This is a genomic window from Streptomyces orinoci, from assembly GCF_003121295.1.
Classification (GTDB): domain Bacteria; phylum Actinomycetota; class Actinomycetes; order Streptomycetales; family Streptomycetaceae; genus Streptomyces; species Streptomyces orinoci.
In genome coordinates this window covers 49,512-70,836 of the sequence record NZ_PHNC01000003.1, presented here as the reverse complement: position 1 = coordinate 70,836, position 21,325 = coordinate 49,512, and the positions used below count along the sequence as shown (strand labels likewise).

Sequence of the window (21,325 nt, the reverse complement as noted above, 5' to 3'; positions counted from 1 at the left end):
CGTCCGGGAGTCTGCGGCCTCGGTGAGAGCTATGGGCACTGGCAGCAGGGCGGGGACGCGTCACGGATCTGCCGTCAGGTGTACGGGCGTTGAGCCGCCGTCCGGGTAGCGGGCGGCAAGCCGCCGGATGAGTTCGCCCAGGGCGGCGCGGAGATCGTCGGGGCCCAGCACCTCGGCCTCCAGCCCAAGACCGAGCAGGTCATGGACGGCCACCTCCAGGCTCTCCACCGCCAGCGTCACGGTGACCCAGCCCTCGGCATCGGCCGGTCCGGCCCCGTCCACCGCCCGTTCCCCCAGCGCTCCGAACTTGGCCGGCAGCAGCCGCAGGCCGCGCGGGGAAAGCCGCAGCCGGGCCTCGCCGCGGATCCGTCCTGCCTCCATCGCCCGGGCCGACTCCCGCCAGGCGGCGGCGAGATCGAAGTCCGCCGGGCGCTCAAAGGTCTCCTCCGCCGTCTCGCAGGCCAGCACCCGTCCCACCCGGTAGGTGCGGATGCCCCGCTCCCCGGTCGCCACCAGGTACCAGATGCCGCCCTTGAGGACCAGGCCCAATGGGTCCGCCGTCCGCCGCGCTTCGCCGGACCAGGACCGATAGCGCAGCCACAGTCTCCGCTGCCGCCAGACCGCCTCGGCGATGGTGCCCAGGTGCGGCACCGGATCTCCGGCACGGAACCAGGCCGGGGCATCGAGATGGAAGCGCTCCCTGACCCGGCGGGCGTGCTCGCCCGGCCCGTCGGGGAGGGCGGCCTGCAATTTCAGCTGGGCGGCGGCGAGTTCGGCGCCCAGGCCGAGTTCGGCGGCAGCCTGGGGCAGGGCGGCCAGCAGCAGTGAGCCCGCCTCGTCGCCGGTGAGGCCGGTCAGCCGGGTGCGATAGCCGTCCAGCAGCCGGTAACCGCCGGACGGGCCCCGGTCGGCGAGCACCGGGACACCGGAGGCACTCAGTGCCTCGATGTCCCGGTAGACGGTGCGGACCGAGACCTCCAACTCCCGGGCGAGTTCCGGCGCGGTCAGCCGGCCCCGGTTCTGGAGCAGCAGAAGCAGGGAGAGCAAGCGGTCGGCGCGCATCCCACCATTGTCTCCGGTACCTGACAGAAGGTGTCAGGTATGGGCGCGAGGCTGGGGATCACACCGGGCGGACGGCCCGGTGTTCCCGAGGAGAGGAATCCCCGCCATGACGACTGTGACTCACGGCACCTTCCGCAGCTCCCACTGGGACGAGCAGCGGCCGACCGAGGAACTGCCCATCGCCCGGGCCTCGGTGCGCAATGACTTCACCGGGGTGATCACCGCGAGCGGGAGCTGCGGATACACCCTGGTGTACCGGGACGACAAGTCGGGGGAGTTCTCCGGCTATCAGCACTTCACAGGTACGGTCGAAGGCCGTTCCGGGAGCTTTGTGGTGAGCGAGCGAGGCACCTTTGATGTGCGGGGCGCGGTGCGCAGTTCCTTTGCGGTGGTGGCCGGTTCGGGCACCGGGGAGCTGACCGGGCTTGCCGGGCAGGGCGGTTATACCGCCGAGCCCGGTGCACAGGCCGTCTCCTATGACTTCACCCCGGTGTGGGGCTGACGTTCGGGTCCCGGCGGGACGCTCAGACCTCCAGATCCGGGATCCGCCAGTCGATGGGCTCATGACCCTGTGCGGCGATGGCCTCGTTGATCTGGGTGAAGGGGCGGCTGCCGAAGAACCTCTTGGCGGAGAGCGGCGAGGGGTGGGCGCCCTTGACCACCGCATGGCGCTCGGTGTCGATCAACGGCAGCTTTTTCTGCGCGTAGTTGCCCCACAGCACAAAGACCGCCGGGTCCTGCCGGGCCACCACCGCGCGGATGACCGCGTCGGTGAACTTCTCCCAGCCCTTGCCCTTATGGGAGTTGGGCTCTCCGCCGCGTACCGTGAGCACCGCGTTGAGCAGCAGGACACCCTGCCGGGCCCAGGGCAGCAGATAGCCGTTGTCCGGCACGTCATAGCCCAGTTCCTCGCGCATCTCCTTGTAGATATTGCGCAGTGAGGGCGGGGTCTTGACCCCGGGGCGGACGGAGAAGCACAGGCCGTGGCCCTGGCCGGCGCCATGGTAGGGGTCCTGGCCCAGGATGAGGACCTTGACCTTGTCATAGGGGGTCGCCTCCAGGGCGGCGAACACCTCGCCGCGCGGCGGGTACACCGGCGCCTTCGTGCGCTCCTCCTCCACGAATTCGGTGAGCTCCTTGAAGTACGGCTTCTCGAGCTCTTCGCCGAGGACACCGAGCCAGGACTCGGGCAGCACGTCAGTGACGGTCACGTCAGCAACCTCCGGGGTTCGTTCCGTTCTCGGAAGAGAACTTACCGGCGGCCACTGACAACGGTCCGGCCGCGGGGTCAGAATCCGGCGTTGAGGAAGAGCCCGCCGTCCAGCACCAGGGTCTGGCCGGTGACCCAGGCCGCCTCCTCGGAGAGCAGGAAGGCGGCCGCTCCCCCGATGTCCCCGGGGACTCCCAGGCGTCCCAGTGGGTAGGACGCGGCGACCTCGGCCTCCCGTCCCTCGTAAAGGGTGGCGGCGAACTTGGTCTTGACCACCGCCGGGGCGATGGCGTTGACCCTTACGCCGGGCGCGAGTTCCTGGGCCAGCTGCAGGGTGAGGTTGATCATCGCGGCCTTGCTCATCCCATAGGCGCCCACAAAGGGCGAGGCGGCCAGGCCGGCCACCGAGGCGATATTGACGACCGCCCCGCCGTTGTCCTTCTGCCAGGCCCGCCAGGTGTGCTGGGCGAAGCCCAGGGCGGAGACCACATTGGTCTCGAAGACCTTGCGGACCACGCCCAGATCGACCTCGGCCATCGGGCCGAACACCGGGTTGGTACCGGCGTTGTTGACCAGGTAGTCGATCCGGCCGTAGCTCTCCATGGCCCGGCGCACCGCCTGTTCCCGGTGCGCCTCGTCATGTGCCTTGCCCGGTACGCCCATTGCCCGGTCCGGGCCGAGCCGCCGTACCGCCTCTGCCAGGGCTTCCTCATTGCGGCCGGTGATCACCACCCGGTCCCCCCGGGCGACGAGTGCCTCGGCGATGCCGTAGCCAATGCCCCGGCTGGCGCCGGTGACCAGGGCGACCCGGCCGCTGTCCGCCTGCTGTGGTGCTGTCATCTGCGTCCGTTCTCCCTTGTCAGCCGAGCGGGCCGCCGGCCACGTACAGCACCTGGCCGGAGATGAAACCGGCCTGCTCGCCGGTGAAGAAGGCCACCGCATGGGCCACATCCGCCGGCTGCCCGACCCGCTGCACCGGGATCTGGCTGGCGGCCGCCGCCTGGAACTCCTCGAAGTCCATGCCCACCCGGGCGGCGGTGGCGGCCGTCATATCGGTGGCGATAAAGCCCGGGGCGACCGCGTTGGCGGTGACGCCGAACTTGCCCAGTTCGATGGCGAGCGTCTTGGTGAAGCCCTGCATACCGGCCTTGGCGGCCGAGTAGTTGGCCTGGCCGCGGTTGCCCAGCGCGGAGCTGCTGGAGAGGTTGACGATCCGGCCGAAGCCGGCGTCCACCATGTGCTTCTGGCAGGCGCGGGACATCAGGAAGGCGCCGCGCAGATGGACACCCAGCACCGTGTCCCAGTCGCTCTCGCTCATCTTGAACAGCAGGTTGTCGCGCAGCACTCCGGCGTTGTTCACCAGGATCACCGGCGGGCCCAGCTCCTGGGCGACGCGGGCCACGGCGGTGTCCACCCGGGCCGCGTCGGAGACATCGCAGCCGACGGCGAGCGCGGTGCCGCCCGCCGCCCGGATCCGCTCCACGGTGTCCGCGCAGGCCGCCTCGTCGAGGTCGAGCACGGCGACCGCGCGGCCCTCCTCGGCCAGGCGCATGGCCGTGGCGGCGCCGATGCCACGGGCCGCGCCCGTGACAATGGCTACGCGCTGCTCGGTGGTGGACATGCGGGTACTCCTCACCTCGAAGGCGGCTCGGCCGTTGCCCACCGGCGGAAGGCGGCAGGTGAGCAACTGCTCAGTAGCGTCGGCGATCAGACGCTAGAAGCACCGCCACCGGCTGTCAACGCCCCGGCGGCGGTGCGCTGTCGGGACCGACCGCGGTTCATCTGACCAGCAGGTCCAGCAGCCGTTCCGGCTCGCCCCGTACATCGGTGGACAGGCCGGAGTGCACCGGTCCGGGCTGGACGACGGTGCTGCGCGGGGCGATCAGCCAGCGGAACCGGCGGCCCGGATCGTCACAGGCCGCCTGCCCGGCCCGCTCGCCGCCGGCACAGACGCCTTCCACGGCGTGCAGCGCGGCCCGTACCCCGGCCAGGTCCACGGTGGGGTCGAGCGCCAGCAGCCGGGCCTCGTCCAGGTGAACCCGGGCCGCCACAAAGGACTGGGCCTGGCAGTAGACGACGACACCGGCGTTGATCTGTTCGCCGCGCTCCACCCGGGGGACGATGCGCAGCAGGGCGTACTCGAAGACCTCGCGGCCGTTGTGCTGTGTGGTGGTGTTCGCGTTCATCGTGCCGACTTCCCGGTGTTCCTGTTCAACCTGACCCGCACCCACTCGGGGGCCTGTGAGGGCTTGTCCTGGCTGCGCTCGCCGAGGGTGATCCGGTCGCCGATGACGGCGGCCCGGCGCAGCAGTGTGGTGACGTACGCCCGGCGTACCGCCTCCGGTCCGTCGAAGCCCGGTTCATCCGCCAGCCATTCCTCGGGCACATCGGACACCACCTCGGTGAGCAGCTCCTCGGTGATGCGCGGGGCGAGGTCGGCCGCGGCGGCGGCGAGGTCCGGGGCGAAGGTGGCCAGGACGTGGTCGGAGGCGTCGTACCCCTTGTCGGCGGCGGCCGCCGCGGTGGGCCAGTTGTGGTGCCAGATCATGGTGGCGCCATGGTCGATCAGCCAGAGTTCGCCGTGCCAGACCAGCAGGTTGGGGTTGCGCCAGGAGCGGTCCACATTGCCGGTCAGGGCGTCGAACCACACCACCCGCCCGGCCTCGGCGGCGTCGGTCTCAAAGGCGAGCGGGTCGAAGCCCAGGGCGCCGGGCAGAAAGTCCATGCCCAGATTGAGCCCGCCGCTGGCCTTGAGCAGTCCCTGAACCTCGGGGTCGGGCTCGCCGCGTCCGATGACCGGGTCCAGCTGAATGCGCACCAGCTCGGGCACCCGCAGCCCCAGCCGACGGGCCAGCTGTCCGCAGATCACCTCGGCGACCAGGGTCTTGCGGCCCTGGCCGGCGCCGGTGAACTTCATGACATAGGTACCGAGATCGTCGGCCTCGACGATGCCGGGCAGTGAGCCGCCCTCACGCAGGGGCGTGACATAGCGGGTCGCAGTTACTTCTGGCAGCATTTTCCCAGGCCATCCTGCTTCTCAGCCTTGAAGTTTGACGGTGGAGGCCGACCAAGGCGAGAGGAGAAGTCGGGCGCCAATCAGCCCTGGGGAGAATCTGGGGAGTTTCGGCTGACATCCTGATCCCCCTGTCTCCCCAGCAGCCCATCGATGGCGGTGCGACGCTTGCTTCCGGCCTCCGGCATGAAGTGAGCATAGTAACCGAGCGTGATGGCCGGTGACGAATGCCCGAGCCAGCGTGCCAAGGTCACCACGGACTCCCCTGCCTCCAGCATGAGAGAGGCGTAGGTGTGCCGCAGCACATGGAATCCGTCCTTCGGCGCTGCCTCCCCCTGCCAGGGTTTCGCGTCGCTTGGGCGTGGCGGGATGATGCCGGCCGCAGCCGGCGCAGGTTTCCAGATGCAGTACGTCTCGACGGGCGGCCTTACACGCAACCAGGACCCTGTCGTAACTTGGCGGGCGATCAAGCGCCACCCGCCGCGCGCATCGATCCGGTGCACGGAGATCGGAGCAGCCACCGCTCCGGCGTCGGCTGCCGCCGGTCATCCGGCACACGGAAGGCAGCCGACCGGGCGGTCACGGTGGCGGGGCGACAGCGTCAAGGAGCCGTCGCAAAGCCAGCCGTAGCTTCTCGACCGTGCCGTCCATTCAGGTCTGCTCGAACACAAACGGTTGCTCAGCGGCACGGGGTGGTGCGATGCCGCGTCACCCGATCGGGTGCTCGCCCGGCTCTGGGGCCCTCGCTAGCTTGACGCCAAGTATCCCGAGCCAAGGCGGTAATCATGGCTAGAGCTTTAGGGTCGCTCACCCTATGCGTGATGGCGGTGATGGGAATCATCGCCGCCGGTTTAACCTGCTTCCCCTCCACCGCTGGGCAGCTCCGCTCCCGTTCCCTCCGCCGACGTGCCCACGTACGGCTGGCTGCCGTGCTCATCCTCACAGCCGCGGCCCTGCCCCTCACCGCGTCCGCTCCGGCAATGGCAGCGGATCTGCCGTCACCCATTGCCACCAACCTGGACGGGTTCACACCCATCCTCTACACCCCGCCAGGGCACACCCGGCCCCAGGTATGGCAGATCGCCCACCACGGCTATGTTCCGACCACCGCTCCCAAGGTGTACTGCACCGACCTCGCCACCGGTCAGCCCTGCTCCCTTGCCGACGGCACCCCGACCGCGTGGCCCAAACCGTTGAACACCTGGGAGTCGCCACTGGGCGATCCCCCCACCGGGAACATCTCCACCACTCGGGAGCCGCTGTTCGTGCACTTGGGCAGCCTGCTGTTCTACCCGGCGCTGACGACATCGTCGCTCCCGGGCTTCCCCCACGGGTCGGTGGGCGTCGGCTGTGTCGACCTGGCACGCCAGGCCAACTGCACCTACTTCCCCCTCCAACGTCTGACCAACATCCCCGGCACGGCGAACGTCAATGGCCTGACCGGACTCGTCCTGAACAACGCCAAGCTGTACGGGGTCTCCACCACCGGACAGGTGCTCTGCCTGGACACCACCACGCTGGGTCCCTGTACCGGCCAGCCCTACAGCACTGGCATCCCCGCCGACAATGCCGCCGCCGGTACCGGACCGTACGACTACTCGGGCACGATGACGGCGGTCAATGGAAAGATCTACGTCAGCTCGACCAACCCCCTCGTGCTGAACTGCTTCGATCCCTCCACCAACACCGCCTGCGCCGGGTGGACAACCCCCAAGCCGATCGGCAATTCCCACTCATCCCTCGCCGACGCCGTCTACACCGACTACGACAACACCGGAACAGCGGTGGGCACTTGCGCCAGCGTGGGCAACGCCGACACCTCCACCAATGCCGTCGTCAACTGCTTTGACTTCAACGGCAATCCGGTCAGCCCACCAGGAACCCTTGGTGCGATCTATCCGACCGGACACGCCGCGGGCATCACCATGAACCCGACGACGGTCACGGTCGGCGGCGACCTGCGCTCGTACTTCCCGTTCTGGACTCTTGACGTCGGGTACGCCGGACAGACGCTCTGCTTCGACTGGAACACCCAGACCACATGCGGTGGCTTCCCCAATCCCGACTCGCACCCGACCGTCAACGCCGGCCGGACACTCGACTACGGATATGACTACGACGGCACCTGCCTGTTCGGACTCGGCGACGCCGGATGGCTGTTCACCATCGACCCGAATACCGGCAACACCCCGTGCTGATGGGCGGGCGGCCGCCGGCCGCCGTAACTCGCCGACCACGGAACCCGGCTGGAGAGCCGATGGCAGTGGCGGGATTGACGGTGCCGCTGCTCCGGCCGGGGCGGTAGCCTCCCCCGGTGTCGCACTTTGTGATCGCCGGTGGTGGCGGGGGCGGACTGGCCACCGCGCTCACCATCGCCCGCCATGGCCACCGGGTCCACGTCCTGGAACGCCGCGCCGAGTTCACCGAACTCGGCGCGGGCATCCAGCCGGCGGCCAACGTCTTCCATGCGCTCGACGCCCTGGGCGTGGGCGACGAGGTACGAGCCACCGGTGTGTACGTGGACGAACTCCGGTGGGCGGCCGCCGGAGCGTCCCTTCTTCCTGCGGTTGGCGGCGTGGTCCTTCTTCTCCGGGATCACCGCCCTGATGGTGCGTTTGCGCAGGTCGGCGCGGTTGGCACGGGAGGAGTACGTCTTGTCGCCGGCGACCGCGTCCGGCCGGGTCCTGAGCCGGCCGACCGGGACACGCACCTTGACGGCGAGGTGGACCTTGCCGGTCAGCCCGCCCCGGGATCGGCCCGGTTCGGCGGCACGCAGACGGGCCCTACGGCGTCGGCGCACGGCGCGGCGCTGTTCCCGCTCGGGCTCGACCACCATGCCCGCCGCGTGGTGATGCGCGCGGGCAACAGTCGAGTCCACGCCGACCAGGCTGAGATCGACGTCGTCGCGGGCCGCCGCCTCGGCGATCATCGCGTCCATGAGGGGCTGGAAGACCTCCTCACGCCCACATCCGGAACCGGTCGTAGATCCTCGACCAGGGGCCGTAGCTCTCCGGCACATCCCGCCAGGGGCTGCCGGTACGGAACCGCCACATCGCCGCGTTGAAGTAGCTGCGCAGGTCAGGGATCGGTCCGAACGCCCCTATGCCGGAGACCGGCTGGCAGCCCGGGTTCCCGCAACTGGATCCCGGACGGTTTACGCTCTCGGGGATCGGGCTGCGCCGGCCGCAGGCCGGCGGCGTGGATGGGCCCGGTCCGGACGTCCGCTTCGCCTTCTCCCGCTGTCCGGGGTGGCCGTCGCCGGACTTCCCCGATGCGGGCTTCCGTATCCCGGTGCCGGACACCGGGGTACTGCCGCCTCTACCTCGACTGCCGTCGTTGTCTTTCTCGTTGGGTGGCTTGAGTCTGGACTTCACGGTGCCGACCGTGCCGATCGACTCTCCCGCCTTCCCCGGCCTGCCCGGCTGCGGTTGGACCTGGCGGTGGGGGATTTCGAGCTGGTTGCCACCTCGGAGTGGCTGTGGCTGGTGTTCGCCGGGCTGCCGTTGGGGCCGGAGTGGGGCAAGGTCGCGCTGCCCGGCGTCAACGGACTGAGGGCGTGGCTGGGCGATCTGCCGTTCATCGGGGAGCTGTTGGAGAGCTGGGACGGCTTCGCTCTCGACGGGTTCGCGCTGACCGCTCGGCTCCGGCATTGGCGAGCCGCAACTGGACCGGCTCAACCAGTGGATCGGCGGCCTGCGCGGCTGGTGGCCCACGGTGGACTGGCAGTTCTCCGGCGGCGGTCTCGGCCGCCCAGGCTGGTCGCTGGATGTGCACTGGGGGCTCCCGGACCGCCCGTCCCTGCGCTGGGGCATCCCCTGGCCGCCGCCGGTCACGCCCTCGGACCTCTCCTGGCTCGACCTTCCCGACCTGGAGCTCGGCCCCCTGACCGTGTTCCGGATCGGTCCGGTGAAGTAAGCCGCGGTCAGGAAGGGCCAGCAGTTCATCGTCAAGTGGTACCGAGATGCCACCGGCGGCAATCAGCAATGCCGCTTCTACTGGATCCCGTTTGGTAAGGCCGGCCCACCCAGTCCCTGCGCAAACAGCCCCGGCCTAGGCCACGTGGACGCCAGAAGACGCTTCCGGCGACCTGTGCCATGTGGTACCCAGCGGGGGCCCCAGGACCAGGACAGGAGCGGAATCCTCGGGGACCCGGATACGAGTTCTCCGGCGTGTGCGCGTGGCCGCGCGGGCCAGTGCGTCCACCTGCACGAGTCGATGCCGTGACGGCGGCGAATCAGGACCGCACCCCGGAATCGGCGGCTCACCGCGACAGCCCGGGTCAGCGGTCTGTGCAGGGCGGCGCGATGACGACGGTGGTCTGTCTCTGTGCAAGGGGCTGTACGGGCGTCAACGGCGCGGCGTCCTTGGCCGGTTCATCAAGATGCAAGGTGAGGACCCTGGTTTGACCCGGAAGGACTTCCAGCGCCGCGGAGAAGACGGGATGACCTCTTTCCTGGTCCACCGCGAGAAGTTGCGGATGACCGTCCAGGTCCGCGCCGACCAGTTCTGCCCCGTGGGTGGCGTAGAAGGAGACCCAGGAGAAGTCGGAGCCGCGGGCATGGGGATGGCCCGGGTCGTCGCCACGGTTCACCACATAGTCCGGCAGCCCGGTCCGCGGTGCGGAATTGGTCAGCTGGATGCGGACGGTGGCGGGACGGCCGCCGTTCCCACAGCCGCCCAGCCGGTACTCCAGCCGGCGGGCCAGATAGAAATCCAGCTTGCCGGCCGCCGCGTTGTTGACGACCAGTTCGGCGAACGGACGGGAGGTGTCCGGCAGGACCCCGCCGATCGCGGTCCTGGAGAGCAGCGCCTCCTCTTCCGGATGGCTGCTCCAGACCTGAAGGCGGCCGTCGTCAACCATGGCGGCGAGAGCCTTGAACACCGCGGGGGTCGTCAGCCGCTGGCGGGTGAGCGCGGTGGCCACGGACTGCGCTATCTCGGTGAGGGCTCGCTTGCGTGCCGAGGTGTCGGGATAGCGGGCGTAGATATCGCGTTCCGTGTAGGCGACGGCGTTGTCGGCGCTGAGCAGGCCGCCGGAGGGGGCGGGGACGGGTCCGGTGACGGCGAGCAGATCGGCGAGCCCCACCGGGTCGCTGGCGATGGCGCCGTCGAGCGACTCGCCGGTCCGGGACTGCCACAGCCCCGTCCAGATCTGCCCGGCATACGGGAAGTTGGGCGAAAGGTTGGATTCGGAGAGCAGCTGGGTACTGTGGGCCGCTCCGTAGCGGCGGTCGAAGTCGGCTCCGAGGCGGACGACCGGCTCGGCCGCCGCCGGCAGGGCGTCGTCGGCACTGAACCGCTCGAACCCAAGCCGCCCCTGGTCGGCGGCGAGCACGGAGTAGGCCCCGACGAGGCCGCCGCTGCCGCGTGCCTCGGCATTGGTCTGAAGAGCGAAGAAGTAGCGGCGTGGGCGGCCGTCTCCCGCCATCGGGGGCACCAGGCGGGCGGCGGTGGCCGAGGTGCTGGTGACCTGTTCGAGCCGGCTGGTCTGCCGCATCAGCTCGGCTCTGCCCCGGTCGATGCGGTCAATGCCGGTATGGTCCGGGAGGTCGGTCAACTCCCGGGAGATGACGGCGATATGGGACGCGGCGTCGGTGAGCCGGCCGGCCACCGCACGTACGGCGGCGAGGTCCACCGCACCGCCGGGGGTGAGTGCCATACGCGTCCCCAAAACCCGGGCGGCATCGGTGAGCGGCGGCAGGACGGTGCGGGTGAGTTCATCGACGGCTACGGCCACCCCCTGCACGGTACGCGCCGGTCGGCCGACCACAGGCAGCCGCGCCATGCCGTCCCAGACGAACCCGGAGGTGGCGCGCCGGGCGGAGGCGGCCCAGCGCCGCATGAGCGCGGATTCCCGCACCGCGCCCTGTACATCGCAGGCGAGGAGGTCGGCCTGAAGCCGGTCGGCCGCGGCGCGTACGGCGGTGAGGTCGTCCTCGGCCGCGTGGCCGGTCACCACCAGCCAGATGGCGCCGGCCAGAGTGATCAGGGTGTTGGCAGCCAGCCCGGCCAGCAGGCGGCGCCGCCTGCGGCGGTCGGGCCGGCTGCCTGGTGTGTCCGTCATCCGCGAGCTCCGTCGCGGTGGCCGCCACGTCGGCGGCGCCGCAGCAGTACGGCGCCGCCGGCCACCGCCGCGGTCGCGGCCGTTCCGCCCACCTCAAGCGGTGTGGCGGTGTGGTTGTCACCGGTGTGGCGCGGAGCGGCTGACATCCGGGCCACCACCTGGATCCGGACCGACTCCACCAGCGGGACCCCCGTGCATCGCACCCCGCTCAAACTGATGATGTGCGAACCGGCACCGGTGTCGGCCGGGATGGTCACGGTGGCGGTGGCGACTCCGCCGGCGTCGGCGGAGACAATGGCGAGGCGCCTGGTGTCCAGTTTGACGGCGACCCCGGATCCCGGGCGGAAGCAGTTGCCGGACACGGTGAGTTGGCCGCCCGCCACAACCGTGGTGCTGCTCACCTGCGCGAAACAGGTAGGGGGCGGATAGGCGGCGGCCACGGCCGGGCTCCCGGGGTTCTGGGCGGTGTCGGCGAGTGCGGGGCTGCCCAGCACAATGCCCAGGACGGCGCCGGCCAGGACCGCCAGGGACGCCCCGCGACACCTGACGACGGTGGATACGGACTGCTGATTACTCATGGCTGGATTCCTTTCGGACTCTTCGGGAGGGGGGCTGGTCCGTTGTGGGGGAGGGGGCGGGCCGGAGCCGATCGCCCCTGGTGGAGGAGTTGAGGGCGGGGCGGGACGGGGGGCCGCCGGCCGCGGCAAAGCGTGCTGCGGCTGCGCCTTGTCCCGGCCGGGCGATCCCTCTTCGGGCAGTGCGCGTTTGCGGGCCCGCTGGTCTCCTTCGGCGGCATCTGTGACCACTACCCCTGCGACCCGTGCTCCGAGCAACTGGAGTACTCGTAGCGCGCGTTGTGCCTCGCGGCCGCGGGTCACGCCCGCCTGGACGACCAGGACGACCACATCGGCGTGACGGACGAGGGCGGCGAAGTCCGCGCTGCCGAGTACCGGCGGGGCGTGCATCAGGATCACATCGCTGTGCTCGGCGAGCCGGTCGAGGACGTGGGGGAAGGCATCGCCGCGGAAGAGTGCCGCGCTGTGCTGGGGATCGGTCCGTTCACCTGGGATCACCGTGAGCCGTGGCTCGCCGAGGGGAACGGTGGGGCCCGGCGGGGTTCCCGTGACAAGCCACTCCTGCACGGTGAGTGGATGGGGCCCTGGGAAGTGCGTGGTGAGGTCGGGCTGGTGCAACTGCCCCTCCACCAGGGCCACGTGTTCATACTGTTCGGTCAGACCGAGCGCGAGCAGGGCGGTGAGCATGGCTTTGCCGTCCTCGTTGCGCGCGCTGGTCACCAGCAGGCGCCGACAGGACGAGTCCGGGGAGGCCGCGGTGAGCATGGCCACGGCGGAACGCACCGAATTGCCGACCGCGGCGCGGTCGTAGACCTCGCGGACTCCGCGCCGCGACAGCCACGGAAAGACGCCGGGGATGCCCGCCAGGGCGGTGGTGCCGAGTTCGGACTCCACATCCGCCGTCGAGTACAGCCGGTCGTCGCGTGCGCGGTGAAATGAGACCAGGCCGAGCCCGGCGAACAGGCCGATGACCCCGCCAAGCGCAAGGTTGACAAGTGGCTTTGGCTCCACCGGCTGGACTGCGGGAGTCGCCTGGTCCAACTGCTGCGCGCGCAGGAAGGAGTCACCGCCCAGCGGCCGGTGCCGCAGCTGCGCACTGAGCACTCGGGCCATGGCGTTGGCAATGACGGCAGCTCTGGCGGCGGTTGGCGAGGTGGCCTTCAACGTGATGATCTGGACGTTGGGTTGGGCGTCCGCGCTGACGTGGCCGGTGACCTGGCCGGTGGGCAGGTGGGCCTCGGCCGCGGTGGCACGGGCCACGGTGTCGGACTGGGCCAGCCGGACCACGGTCGGGATCAGGCTCTGTGCGAGGTTCGGCTGGGGGTTCTCATCGTGCTCGCGTGAACCGTGACTGTCGGCGGTGACCAGCACCGAGGCCATGGCCTGGTAGGTGGACGGGGCCATCGCGGTCACCATGCTCGCGCAGCCCATCCCGGAACACAGGGCCAGCAGGGGAACCCCTGCCCTGAGGCCGAGGCCGCGCAGCGCGGCGGGGAAACGGAGCAGCCTCACCTGTCGCTCCTCTCGCCGTCCGGGCCCGTCGCCGAAGGCTCGGTGCGTTCCAGGGGCGAGGCCGCCGTGGGAGCCGGAGCGGGAGCGTTGCCGGTGGCAGTAAGGCCCCGCCACACCGCGAGCAGCGCGTCGGCGATACCGCGCCAGCTGAACTCCTGGCAGGCGCGGGTACGACCGCTGAGCGAGAGCCGCGCCACGAGAGCGGGGTCGTCGCGGAGTCGCCACAGGCACTCGGCGAGGGCCGCGGTATCACCCGCGGGATAAACCAGTCCGCTCGTTCCGATGACATGCGGGATGTCGCCGGTGTCACTGCCGACGACCGGGACGCCGCAGGCCATCGCCTCGACCAGGACTCGGCCGAACTGCTCCCGCAGCGGAATGCCGACCCAGGGAACGACGTTGCGCTGGACGACCTCCCGCGACGGCAGCACCACCACGTGCATCTGGCTGAGCAGACGGGGGAGTTCGCCATGGTCGACCCATCGCTGCAGCCGGACCTTGCCGGGGCGGTCGGCCTGTGCCTTCTCCACCAGGCCGCGCAGACTGCCGTCGCCGACCAGCAGCAGCCGGCAGTCGAGGAGTTCGGTCACCCGCAGCAGATCACCGATGCCCTTGTGGGGTTCGAGGCGGCCGACGAATCCCGCGGTGAAGGGGTGTGTCCGCGGCCCGGCGGCAGGGCGGAAGTGATCCGTGTCCACCCCCAGGGGAATCACGGTGGCCGGCCCGCGGTACCCCTTGGCCCGCAGCACGCCGAGCGCGGACGGGGTGATCGGGAACGCGTGGCTGATCGACCGGTAGGACTCCCGCTCCAGCAGGGGGAACGGGAACGGGAACCGCATCACGATGTTCTGGGCGGCGTACAGGGTGGCGGGAGTGCCCGGCCAGCGGCGGTCGCGCATCCGGATCGCCTGCCAGGTGGAGAGATAGGCGGCCTCGCCGATGATGTGCACGATGTCCGGGCGCTTGCTCCGCACCCGTCTCCCGGCGCCCGGACCGAACAGCACGGATGCCATATGACCGCTGCGCTCCTCACCGATGAGGTGCGGGACCACTTGGAAGCGAAAGTTCTCGTGCTGCCGGGACAGTTCACCAAGGGCCCGGACGGTGATCGGCGAGATATCGGCGGCGAGCACGGTGACCTCGGTGCCGGGACGGTCGGTCAGCTCGGTGAAAAGACTGGTCCAGTGCTCGGTCCGCTTGCCGACCGCGGTGATCAGGATGCGCATGACTGCTGTCCTTTGGGTGGTGAGGTGCGAGAGGTGGCCGCGAGCCGCGCCACGCGCGACCAGGCCCGGGCACGAGTGAGGGCGGTGGCGCGGTGGCGGGGGAGGCGGATGAGCGCCAGGCCGATCCCGATGGCGGCGCGCAGCAGCACCACGGCCCGCACCGCCGGATGGCTACGGCGGCGGTGCCGGGCGAAGAAGCGCAGCATGCTGTCGTACAGATATGGCCATACCTGTGTGGGGTCGGCGGCGCTGCTGGCCCCGCCCACATGGGTGGCACGGACCGCAGGCACGTACAGCACCTGCGCCCCGCGCCGCCATGCCTGCAGACACAGCTCCTCGTCCTCGTAGAACATGAAGTAGCTCTCGTCGAGGCCGCCGAGCTCACGCAGCAGAGAGGTCCGTACGGCCAGGCAGGCCCCGGAGACCCAGTCCACGGCGACCGGGCGGCCGGGCTCCAGGCAGGCGTCGTGGATTCGCCGCCGCTGCCTGCCGCCGAGCAGCCGGCACAGCCCGGCGGGCAGCAGACCGCCCCCGAACCGGCCGGCCAGTACGGAGAACCAGGTCTCGAAGGGATGCGCGCTGCCGGCCGTCCGGCCGTCCGGGCCGAGGATGCGCGGCCCGGCGATGCCCACCTGCGGCTGGGTGCCCACCGTGCGGATGAGTGCGTGCGCGGTGACCGGGGGCATGACGCAGTCCGGGTTCACCAGGATCACCACATCGGTCCTGACCCCCGCCAGAGCCTGGTTGACGGCGGCGGCGAAGCCCCTGTTCACCGTGTTGGTCATCAGTGTGACCTCGGGGAAGGCGGTGGCGATCAGGTCGGGGGTGCCGTCGCGGGACGCGTTGTCCACCACTCGCACCTCCGCGCCCGACCGGCGCAGCGCGGTGAGGCAATCGGCGATATGGGCAGCCGAGTTGTGAGTGACGACAACGGCGGTGGCCTCCGTCTCGTTCATGGCGAATTCCTCGCAGAGAGGTGCGGTCGGGCCGGCTGTGCGGCCCGGCGGCCGGTCAGCAGGGTGAGGGCGGGCAGCAGGCCGAGTTCCCAGTGGCCGTCGGTGGGCCCGGCGAAGCCCGCGGCGGCCATGAAACCGCAGGTGAGCGCAGCGAAGGCGATGGCCTGGGGGTCGGTCGCGGCCAGTCCGGTCCGCACCGCCCGTAGCAGGGGCCGCAGGATCAGCAGCAGCCCTACCAGGCCGGTGTTGGCCAGGATCATCACATAGAAGACGTGGTAGACCGGCCCGACCGTGGTGACGCCGAAGTCCGGGACGAACACCCCAGGAGTGACCTGTCCGGTCCCCGCACCGAGGAACGGATGGGCGGTGAAGACGTCCAGGCCGATCGCCGCCTCGGGCAGCCGGTAACCGGAGGACTGCTCGAACTCCTCCCCCACCAGCGATGCCCGCTGCTGCAGCATGGGAAGGGCGGCAACGGTCAGCGGGAGCAGCACGGCGCCGATGCCCATGGCCGCCGCTACGGCGCCGCGCACCGCCCCGGTGCAGCGCACCAGCATCAGCACCAGGGCGATCCCCGCCGCCAGCCAGACCGCCCGGTAGGCGGCGAGCACCACATCGGTGCCCATGACGGCGGTCAGCGCGACCAGTCCGGCCCGCCGCCACCCCCGGCTACGGGCGACGGCCACCAGCAGTGGCGGCAGGGCGAGCGTGGACAGCAGCCCACCGTGCCGCCCTGGTGCCGTCAGCTCCGTCGCGGCCAGCACGGTGGTCCCGGCGAGGTACCAGTGCGATGCCTTCGCCAATGCCCGTGGCTCGCCGAGGGTACGGGTCGCAAGGAAGTAGTAGGCGGGGATGACGGCGAACTCATAGGCGGCCACCGCGATCCGGTGACCGGCGTTGCCCTGGACGAGCCCGTACACCGCGCCGGCCAGTACAAAGGCGGTGAGCACCGCCATCGGCCCGTCGGCCGCGGTACGCGCCCGGGACGCCGTACCGTGCCCCGCGGCACGGCGCAGCAGCAGCGCCAGGCAGCCGGTGGCGAGGATGCCGGAGTGCACGGCGACGATCAGGCCGACCCGGCCGACGGCGAGCATGCCGGAGGCCGCCGTCCCGCCCACGATGCCCACGGGGAGGATCGCATGTGGCCACAACACAAAGGTGATCAGGGTGACTTGGGCACCGACCGCGAGGATTCCGGGCAGCCCCGGGAGCAGCGCCATCGTCATGGCACCGAGGCCGGCCAGCGCGGCGCCGGCGACGAGGGAAGCTGGCGCCGGCCTCATCGCGGCCCGCCCTCCGCGAGACCCACAAGGAGACCGCGCAGCTTCTCTCCGCGCGCCGACCAGCTGTTGGCCTCCGCCGCCGCTCTGCGGGCCGTCCGGTGTGCGGGGTGGCCGGTCAGGGCCTGTTCAATGGCGGCGCCGAAGGCCTCGGGACCGGCGGCCAGTTGGACCAGACCGGGCTCAAGACCGGTCAGGGCGGGCAGCGAAGTGGCCACCACCGGTTTGCCCAGGGCCAGATACTCATAGAGTTTCTTCGGCTGGACGTAGTCGATCAGGCCGCCCACCCGGTACGGCAGCAGGCACACATCGCAGCCACGCAGGATCGCGGGGACCTCGGCGAGGCGGACCGGGCCGTGCCGGACCACGTTGGGCATATCGCGCACCGCTTGGCTACCGGCCCTGGTGGACGGCCCCACCAGGACAAACGTCCACTCCGGGTGGCGCCGTGCCACGGCCGCCAGCAGTTCACCGTCGAACGCCCGGGTGTCCACCGCGCCGGCATAGCCCAGCCGTGGCCCGGGCAGCCGGAGCACCCAGTCGGCGACCGGGCCCCGCACGGCGAACAGGTCGGGATCACAGCCGTTGGGCAGCAGCACGGGCGCGTGCCGGGCGGCGGGCAGCCGCTCGGGCAGCGCGGGTGAGGAGACCAGCACCAGGTCGGCGACACGCAGCGCGGTCCGGGCGGCCTGCCGCAAGTGGCGCCGGTTCCAGGGACCGGTGAACGTCCAGTCCAGATCGGCGACGTCGTACACCGTGGCGTACTCCCCCAGCCGGCCGGCCGCCCGCACGGCGAGGTCCTCGTCCAGCCAGAGCACCCGTCGCCCGGGATGCCGGTCGAGCCAGCGGCGCACATATGCGCCGGCCACCCGGCGGTTGACCCGGTTGGCGAACGGCAGATGGCGTCCGAAGGGGAGCACTGCGGGCGGTGCGGCCTGCCACACCGACGGTGCGGCCGGCCGTACCGTGAACCGCCAGCGGGGCCGCCGCGGCGGTGGATCGACGAACAACACCCGGTAGCCCGTGGCGATTTCGCGGGCCAGTGCGTGCTGCCGGTGGGAACCCACCGACCAGCCCACGCCGCTGAACATGATGACCCAGTCGCGGCGGTCACCGTCCGGAAGCGGGCCACCGTCGCCGCGTAGCGCCGCACAAAGCTCCGGCAGGGAAAGCCGGCCACCCAGCCGCAGCAGTCGCCGCGCCACCCGGTCGCAGAACGTGACCGCCTGGAACACCGCCACCCGCCACCCGGGCTGGGTGAGCCGGAGATAGCGGACCAGTCCGGCCAGGTGGATGCGGGCACGGACGGCGGGGGCCAGCAGGGCGGTGGAGGCGCCCAGGGTATGGGTCACCACCGCCTGGGGCGTCATCCACAATCGCCGCCCGCGAACCGCCAGCTGATGGGCGAGCAGGACATCATTGAAGTAGACCGGCAGCCGCTCGTCGAGCACCTGGTGTCCGGGAAAGGCGTCGCTGCGCAGCAACAGACAGCTCGCCGAGGGCTGTTCCACCGGACGGGGCGCGGTGAAGTCCTCCCCGGTCATCAGGTACCGGCGCATCTCCCGCCGGAAGCACGGCAGTTTGCGCAGCGCGGTGGCCAGCGCCAGTGCCCGGCCGAGCGTAGGCAGCCGCATATAGTGCCGCTGAAGGGTGCCATCGGGGTTGAGGTACAGCGGTGCCACGCCGGCCGCCTCCGGCCGCTCGCGCAGAAACCGTACGAGGGTCGCAAGCGCGCCGGGGTGCATCCGCACATCGCTGTTGAGCAGCAGGACCAGCTCTCCGGACGCGTATGCGCAAGCCTGGTTGACGGCCGCCGCGAACCCATGGTTCCGCGCATTGCGCGCCACGCGGGCGTCGTCCCGGGCGGCCAGCATCTCGGCCGAGCCGTCCCGCGACCCGTTGTCGACGACGATCACCTCATAGCGCACCCCGGCGGCCGCGGCGGGCAGCGCATCCAGGCAGCGCCACGTCTCCTCGCGGGTGTTCCAGCTCACCATGAGTACGGACACCTCCACGTTCATCACGGCCACCGCCTTCGTACCGGGCGCCGGGCCAGTACGCGCACGTAGTCGCCCAGGCGCGGATGTGTGGAACGGAACGGCCCGCACGCCGCCCAGTTGGTGACCAGCGTGGATGCGGCGGCCGGGCGGAGCAGGTGGCGGGGTCTGGTGTAGTGGTGGGGCAACACCGTGCCGATGGCCTCGGTCCGGAAGCCGCACGTGGTCAGCAGCGTCTCCAGGGTCTGCCGGTCGAAGTGCCAGTGGTGGTACTCCGGTTGCAGACAGGGCCAGGAGCGCCCCTGCCGTCGCGCGGCGGCCGAAGCGATGTTCGGCACCTCGATGGCCAGCCAGCCGCCGGGGATCAGCGCCGATCTGGCGGTGATGAGGAACTCCCTTGGGTCATCGACGTGTTCGAGCACATGGAACGCGCAGACGGCCTCCACGGGATCGTCCAGCGGAGCGGTTTCGAAGGTGCCGTGCCAGATCGTCAGGCCCAGATGGTCCTTGGCGTAGCGCGCGCAGGTTTCCGACGTCTCGACCCCGCGCACCACAATGCCGGCCGCGCGAGCCGCTTCGAGGAAGAATCCGCCCGCCGCGCCCGCTTCCAGCAGCGTCGCGGGCCTGGTGGCCGACAGCAGCCAGCGCAGCCGGCGGCGTGCCTCGTAACGCCACTGGGCGGTGTGACGGAAGTAGTCACGGTAGCCGCCGGAATCGAAGTACTCGGCGGTGTACAGCCGCGCGGAGGATTCACCGCTTTCCGTCGTCGCCGCGGTCCAGGCGAAGCCGCAGTGGCGGCACCGGTGCAGCACGCCGTCCAGCATCGGCTGGGCTTGCGGCGGTTTGCCGCAGACCGGACAGGTGTCTCCGTGCAGCGGCCCTTTCACCGGTTTCTCCGTTCCAGTTGGTGATCGGTGTCATGCGGCCGCGGCGGCCGGGAGGCCAGGGCCCGCAGCCGTACCCAGTCGGCGCGCTCGAAGAAGCCCAGCACCACAAGGACCCCGGTCATGATTGCCAAGGCCAGCGCGCTGCGGCTCGCCACCGCGAGCGCCGCGTTCAGCCGCCCGGGGCCGTCGGGAAGGTGTCCGGCGGCCGCCCAGGTGAGCGTGCCGGCGAACAGACCGGCCGTGGCCGGCGGAAGCATGATGCGCACCAGCGGTGCCATCGGCCGGCCGGAACTGCGATGGAAGTGGACAAAGAAGTAGCCGGTGGCGGCCGAGGCGGCCAGCGCGGTGGACAACGGCACTCCGGTGGGGCCGCACAGCTTCAGCAAGGGCAGTGTGAGGATGATGTTCAGGCAGGCGGCGACCAGCGCATACCGGGTTTCCCGGCCTGGGCGGCCCTCCGACCGGGTCACCGTGGCCGCCGCACCGCCGGGCAGGTTGACCCCGCAGCCGATCGAGAGAAGGGCGACGGTGGGGGCGGCCATGGGCACCCGCAGGCCCAGCCACAGGCGTACCAGCGGGTCCGCCGACACCACCAGTGCCGTAGTCGCCGCGGCGGCATAGAGGGACAGACACCGGGTCATCCGCAGATAGAGCCGGTCCAGCCGGTCCCGGGAAGCGGCGCAGGCGGTGGTGACCGCCGCAGGGAAGAGCGTGGTCAGCAGCGCCTCCACAGGCAGGCGCGCCATGTTCACCAGGCGGTTTCCCAGGTCGAATCCCGAGACGGTGCCGGGCGTGGTGAACCCCGCCAGCACCAGCCGGTCGGTCTCGCTGTTGATGACCGCCGCGGCATTGGACAGCTGTACCCGAGCGCCGTATCCGAGCACGGCCGGCAGGTCCTCCCGGCGGATGGCCCGCGGACCGGGGGCGAGCCATGGAGCACAGCGGCGGGCGGCGAGCACCAGCAGCAGGCCGCGCACCGCGCTGGTGGCCACCGAGGCGGCGCCCAGCGCCACCAGCCCGCCGCCGCGCAGGACCATCAGCACGGCCAGGCCCGCTCCGCAGGTCAGCGAGACGCCATTGACCCGAGCCACCACCGCGTACCGCTGATGGCCCTCCAGAACCGCCTGCCAGGGGATGGCCAGGTTGTCCAGCGCAAGGCCCCCTTGCAACAGCAGCATTGCGTCGCGGGCCCGGCCGCTGAGCTCCCCCAGGTGGAATCCGCGCGCCAGCCAGGGCCAGCACCACACGGTCGCGGCGGCCAGCACCGCCCCAAAGCCCACGGCCCACAGCACACCGAGCCCCAGTACCGCGCGGGCGCGGCGGTGGCCTCCCCCGCCCACGGCCCGGGCCACCTCGCGGACCTGTGACGAGCCGAGGCCCATGTCCATCAGCGCGAGGACGGCCATGGCACCGCTGAGCACCGCCCACACCCCGAACTGGCGCGGACCGAGGCGTCCGTAGAGCACGGGGAGGGTGAGCGCACCGGCCGCCGCGGTGATGATGCGCGCCGTGCAGAGGCTGACGGCGTTGCGTGCCACCCGGG

The 21,325-nt window shown here is 70.9% G+C and carries 19 protein-coding genes and 2 pseudogenes; 4 read left to right on the top strand and 17 right to left on the bottom strand.

The window, feature by feature from the left end:
* Window positions 1–60: 60 nt before the first annotated feature.
* Window positions 61–1,062, bottom strand: a complete 1,002-nt coding sequence (locus CV755_RS00405) for a helix-turn-helix transcriptional regulator (RefSeq protein ID WP_109278077.1) — start codon at window positions 1,060–1,062, stop codon at window positions 61–63.
* 106 nt (window positions 1,063–1,168) lie between these two features.
* Between CV755_RS00405 and CV755_RS00400 the strand changes: the two genes are divergently transcribed.
* Complete coding sequence (locus CV755_RS00400; protein WP_109278076.1) at window positions 1,169–1,564, top strand: DUF3224 domain-containing protein; 396 nt, start codon at window positions 1,169–1,171, stop codon at window positions 1,562–1,564.
* A gap of 22 nt (window positions 1,565–1,586) precedes the next feature.
* On the opposite strand, the gene CV755_RS00395 is transcribed toward CV755_RS00400, so the two are convergent.
* The 6 genes from CV755_RS00395 to CV755_RS00370 all read right to left on the bottom strand — a co-directional run bounded on the left by CV755_RS00395 (window position 1,587) and on the right by CV755_RS00370 (window position 5,590).
* The gene (locus tag CV755_RS00395; protein ID WP_109278075.1) at window positions 1,587–2,273 is read right to left on the bottom strand and encodes a uracil-DNA glycosylase; all 687 of its coding nucleotides are present in this window, start codon (window positions 2,271–2,273) and stop codon (window positions 1,587–1,589) included.
* A 77-nt stretch (window positions 2,274–2,350) separates the two neighbouring features.
* Window positions 2,351–3,112, bottom strand: coding sequence for an SDR family oxidoreductase (locus tag CV755_RS00390; protein ID WP_109278074.1), 762 nt, complete (start codon window positions 3,110–3,112; stop codon window positions 2,351–2,353).
* 19 nt (window positions 3,113–3,131) lie between these two features.
* The gene (fabG, locus tag CV755_RS00385) at window positions 3,132–3,893 is read right to left on the bottom strand and encodes a 3-oxoacyl-ACP reductase FabG (RefSeq protein WP_109278073.1); all 762 of its coding nucleotides are present in this window, start codon (window positions 3,891–3,893) and stop codon (window positions 3,132–3,134) included.
* A gap of 157 nt (window positions 3,894–4,050) precedes the next feature.
* Window positions 4,051–4,458 carry a DUF3037 domain-containing protein gene (locus CV755_RS00380; RefSeq protein WP_109278072.1) on the bottom strand — a complete coding sequence of 136 codons (408 nt, stop codon included), beginning with the start codon at window positions 4,456–4,458 and terminating at the stop codon, window positions 4,051–4,053.
* Window positions 4,455–5,288, bottom strand: coding sequence for a HipA family kinase (locus tag CV755_RS00375; RefSeq protein WP_109278071.1), 834 nt, complete (start codon window positions 5,286–5,288; stop codon window positions 4,455–4,457). Before CV755_RS00375 ends, CV755_RS00380 begins: the two co-directional genes overlap by 4 nt.
* A gap of 80 nt (window positions 5,289–5,368) precedes the next feature.
* The gene (locus CV755_RS00370) at window positions 5,369–5,590 is read right to left on the bottom strand and encodes a site-specific integrase (protein WP_109278070.1); all 222 of its coding nucleotides are present in this window, start codon (window positions 5,588–5,590) and stop codon (window positions 5,369–5,371) included.
* 516 nt (window positions 5,591–6,106) lie between these two features.
* Here CV755_RS00370 and CV755_RS00365 point away from each other — a divergent pair.
* Complete coding sequence (locus tag CV755_RS00365; RefSeq protein WP_153068545.1) at window positions 6,107–7,483, top strand: hypothetical protein; 1,377 nt, start codon at window positions 6,107–6,109, stop codon at window positions 7,481–7,483.
* A gap of 116 nt (window positions 7,484–7,599) precedes the next feature.
* A pseudogene (locus tag CV755_RS35465) lies at window positions 7,600–7,818 on the top strand (FAD-dependent monooxygenase); the annotation flags it as partial.
* Here CV755_RS35465 and CV755_RS37035 read toward each other — a convergent pair.
* Window positions 7,819–8,238 (bottom strand): annotated as a pseudogene (locus tag CV755_RS37035) (transposase family protein); the annotation flags it as partial. It abuts the pseudogene before it with no gap.
* Window positions 8,239–8,242: 4 nt separating this feature from the next.
* A complete protein-coding gene (locus CV755_RS37030) occupies window positions 8,243–8,935 on the bottom strand; it encodes a transposase (protein WP_364854026.1) in 693 nt (230 codons plus the stop codon).
* 64 nt (window positions 8,936–8,999) lie between these two features.
* Here CV755_RS37030 and CV755_RS34445 point away from each other — a divergent pair, with 64 nt between their 5' ends.
* The gene (locus CV755_RS34445; protein WP_161968563.1) at window positions 9,000–9,200 is read left to right on the top strand and encodes a hypothetical protein; all 201 of its coding nucleotides are present in this window, start codon (window positions 9,000–9,002) and stop codon (window positions 9,198–9,200) included.
* Between the two features lie 364 nt (window positions 9,201–9,564).
* Here CV755_RS34445 and CV755_RS00350 read toward each other — a convergent pair whose 3' ends face one another.
* From CV755_RS00350 to CV755_RS00315, 8 genes are read right to left on the bottom strand one after another with little or no spacing between them, the layout of a single operon-like run.
* The gene (locus CV755_RS00350) at window positions 9,565–11,349 is read right to left on the bottom strand and encodes a DUF4012 domain-containing protein (protein WP_109278066.1); all 1,785 of its coding nucleotides are present in this window, start codon (window positions 11,347–11,349) and stop codon (window positions 9,565–9,567) included.
* Window positions 11,346–13,436 carry a hypothetical protein gene (locus tag CV755_RS00345; RefSeq protein WP_109278065.1) on the bottom strand — a complete coding sequence of 697 codons (2,091 nt, stop codon included), beginning with the start codon at window positions 13,434–13,436 and terminating at the stop codon, window positions 11,346–11,348. Before CV755_RS00345 ends, CV755_RS00350 begins: the two co-directional genes overlap by 4 nt.
* A complete protein-coding gene (locus tag CV755_RS00340) occupies window positions 13,433–14,662 on the bottom strand; it encodes a glycosyltransferase family 4 protein (RefSeq protein ID WP_109278064.1) in 1,230 nt (409 codons plus the stop codon). The genes CV755_RS00345 and CV755_RS00340 overlap by 4 nt, the downstream gene beginning before the upstream one ends.
* Window positions 14,650–15,618 carry a glycosyltransferase family 2 protein gene (locus CV755_RS00335; RefSeq protein ID WP_109278063.1) on the bottom strand — a complete coding sequence of 323 codons (969 nt, stop codon included), beginning with the start codon at window positions 15,616–15,618 and terminating at the stop codon, window positions 14,650–14,652. The genes CV755_RS00340 and CV755_RS00335 overlap by 13 nt, the downstream gene beginning before the upstream one ends.
* Window positions 15,615–16,901 carry an O-antigen ligase family protein gene (locus tag CV755_RS00330; RefSeq protein WP_109278062.1) on the bottom strand — a complete coding sequence of 429 codons (1,287 nt, stop codon included), beginning with the start codon at window positions 16,899–16,901 and terminating at the stop codon, window positions 15,615–15,617. The genes CV755_RS00335 and CV755_RS00330 overlap by 4 nt, the downstream gene beginning before the upstream one ends.
* The gene (locus tag CV755_RS00325) at window positions 16,898–18,919 is read right to left on the bottom strand and encodes a glycosyltransferase (protein WP_206608375.1); all 2,022 of its coding nucleotides are present in this window, start codon (window positions 18,917–18,919) and stop codon (window positions 16,898–16,900) included. The genes CV755_RS00330 and CV755_RS00325 overlap by 4 nt, the downstream gene beginning before the upstream one ends.
* Entirely contained in the window at window positions 18,919–19,782 is an 864-nt protein-coding gene (locus tag CV755_RS00320; RefSeq protein ID WP_109278060.1) for a class I SAM-dependent methyltransferase, read from the bottom strand. The genes CV755_RS00325 and CV755_RS00320 overlap by 1 nt, the downstream gene beginning before the upstream one ends.
* A complete protein-coding gene (locus CV755_RS00315) occupies window positions 19,779–21,320 on the bottom strand; it encodes a lipopolysaccharide biosynthesis protein (protein WP_206608374.1) in 1,542 nt (513 codons plus the stop codon). The genes CV755_RS00320 and CV755_RS00315 overlap by 4 nt, the downstream gene beginning before the upstream one ends.
* Between the last annotated feature and the right edge of the window lie 5 nt (window positions 21,321–21,325).

Bases quoted from the DNA above. Each gene is read 5' to 3' on its own strand.
- CV755_RS00405 (WP_109278077.1), bottom strand. From the start codon at position 1,062: ATGCGCGCCGACCGCTTGCTCTCCCTGCTTCTGCTGCTCCAGAACCGG.
- CV755_RS00400 (WP_109278076.1), top strand. From the start codon at position 1,169: ATGACGACTGTGACTCACGGCACCTTCCGCAGCTCCCACTGGGACGAG.
- CV755_RS00390 (WP_109278074.1), bottom strand. From the start codon at position 3,112: ATGACAGCACCACAGCAGGCGGACAGCGGCCGGGTCGCCCTGGTCACC.
- fabG (WP_109278073.1), bottom strand. From the start codon at position 3,893: ATGTCCACCACCGAGCAGCGCGTAGCCATTGTCACGGGCGCGGCCCGT.
- CV755_RS00380 (WP_109278072.1), bottom strand. From the start codon at position 4,458: ATGAACGCGAACACCACCACACAGCACAACGGCCGCGAGGTCTTCGAG.
- CV755_RS00375 (WP_109278071.1), bottom strand. From the start codon at position 5,288: ATGCTGCCAGAAGTAACTGCGACCCGCTATGTCACGCCCCTGCGTGAG.
- CV755_RS00365 (WP_153068545.1), top strand. From the start codon at position 6,107: ATGGCGGTGATGGGAATCATCGCCGCCGGTTTAACCTGCTTCCCCTCC.
- CV755_RS37030 (WP_364854026.1), bottom strand. From the start codon at position 8,935: ATGCCGGAGCCGAGCGGTCAGCGCGAACCCGTCGAGAGCGAAGCCGTC.
- CV755_RS00350 (WP_109278066.1), bottom strand. From the start codon at position 11,349: ATGACGGACACACCAGGCAGCCGGCCCGACCGCCGCAGGCGGCGCCGC.
- CV755_RS00340 (WP_109278064.1), bottom strand. From the start codon at position 14,662: ATGCGCATCCTGATCACCGCGGTCGGCAAGCGGACCGAGCACTGGACC.
- CV755_RS00335 (WP_109278063.1), bottom strand. From the start codon at position 15,618: ATGAACGAGACGGAGGCCACCGCCGTTGTCGTCACTCACAACTCGGCT.
- CV755_RS00330 (WP_109278062.1), bottom strand. From the start codon at position 16,901: ATGAGGCCGGCGCCAGCTTCCCTCGTCGCCGGCGCCGCGCTGGCCGGC.
- CV755_RS00325 (WP_206608375.1), bottom strand. From the start codon at position 18,919: ATGAACGTGGAGGTGTCCGTACTCATGGTGAGCTGGAACACCCGCGAG.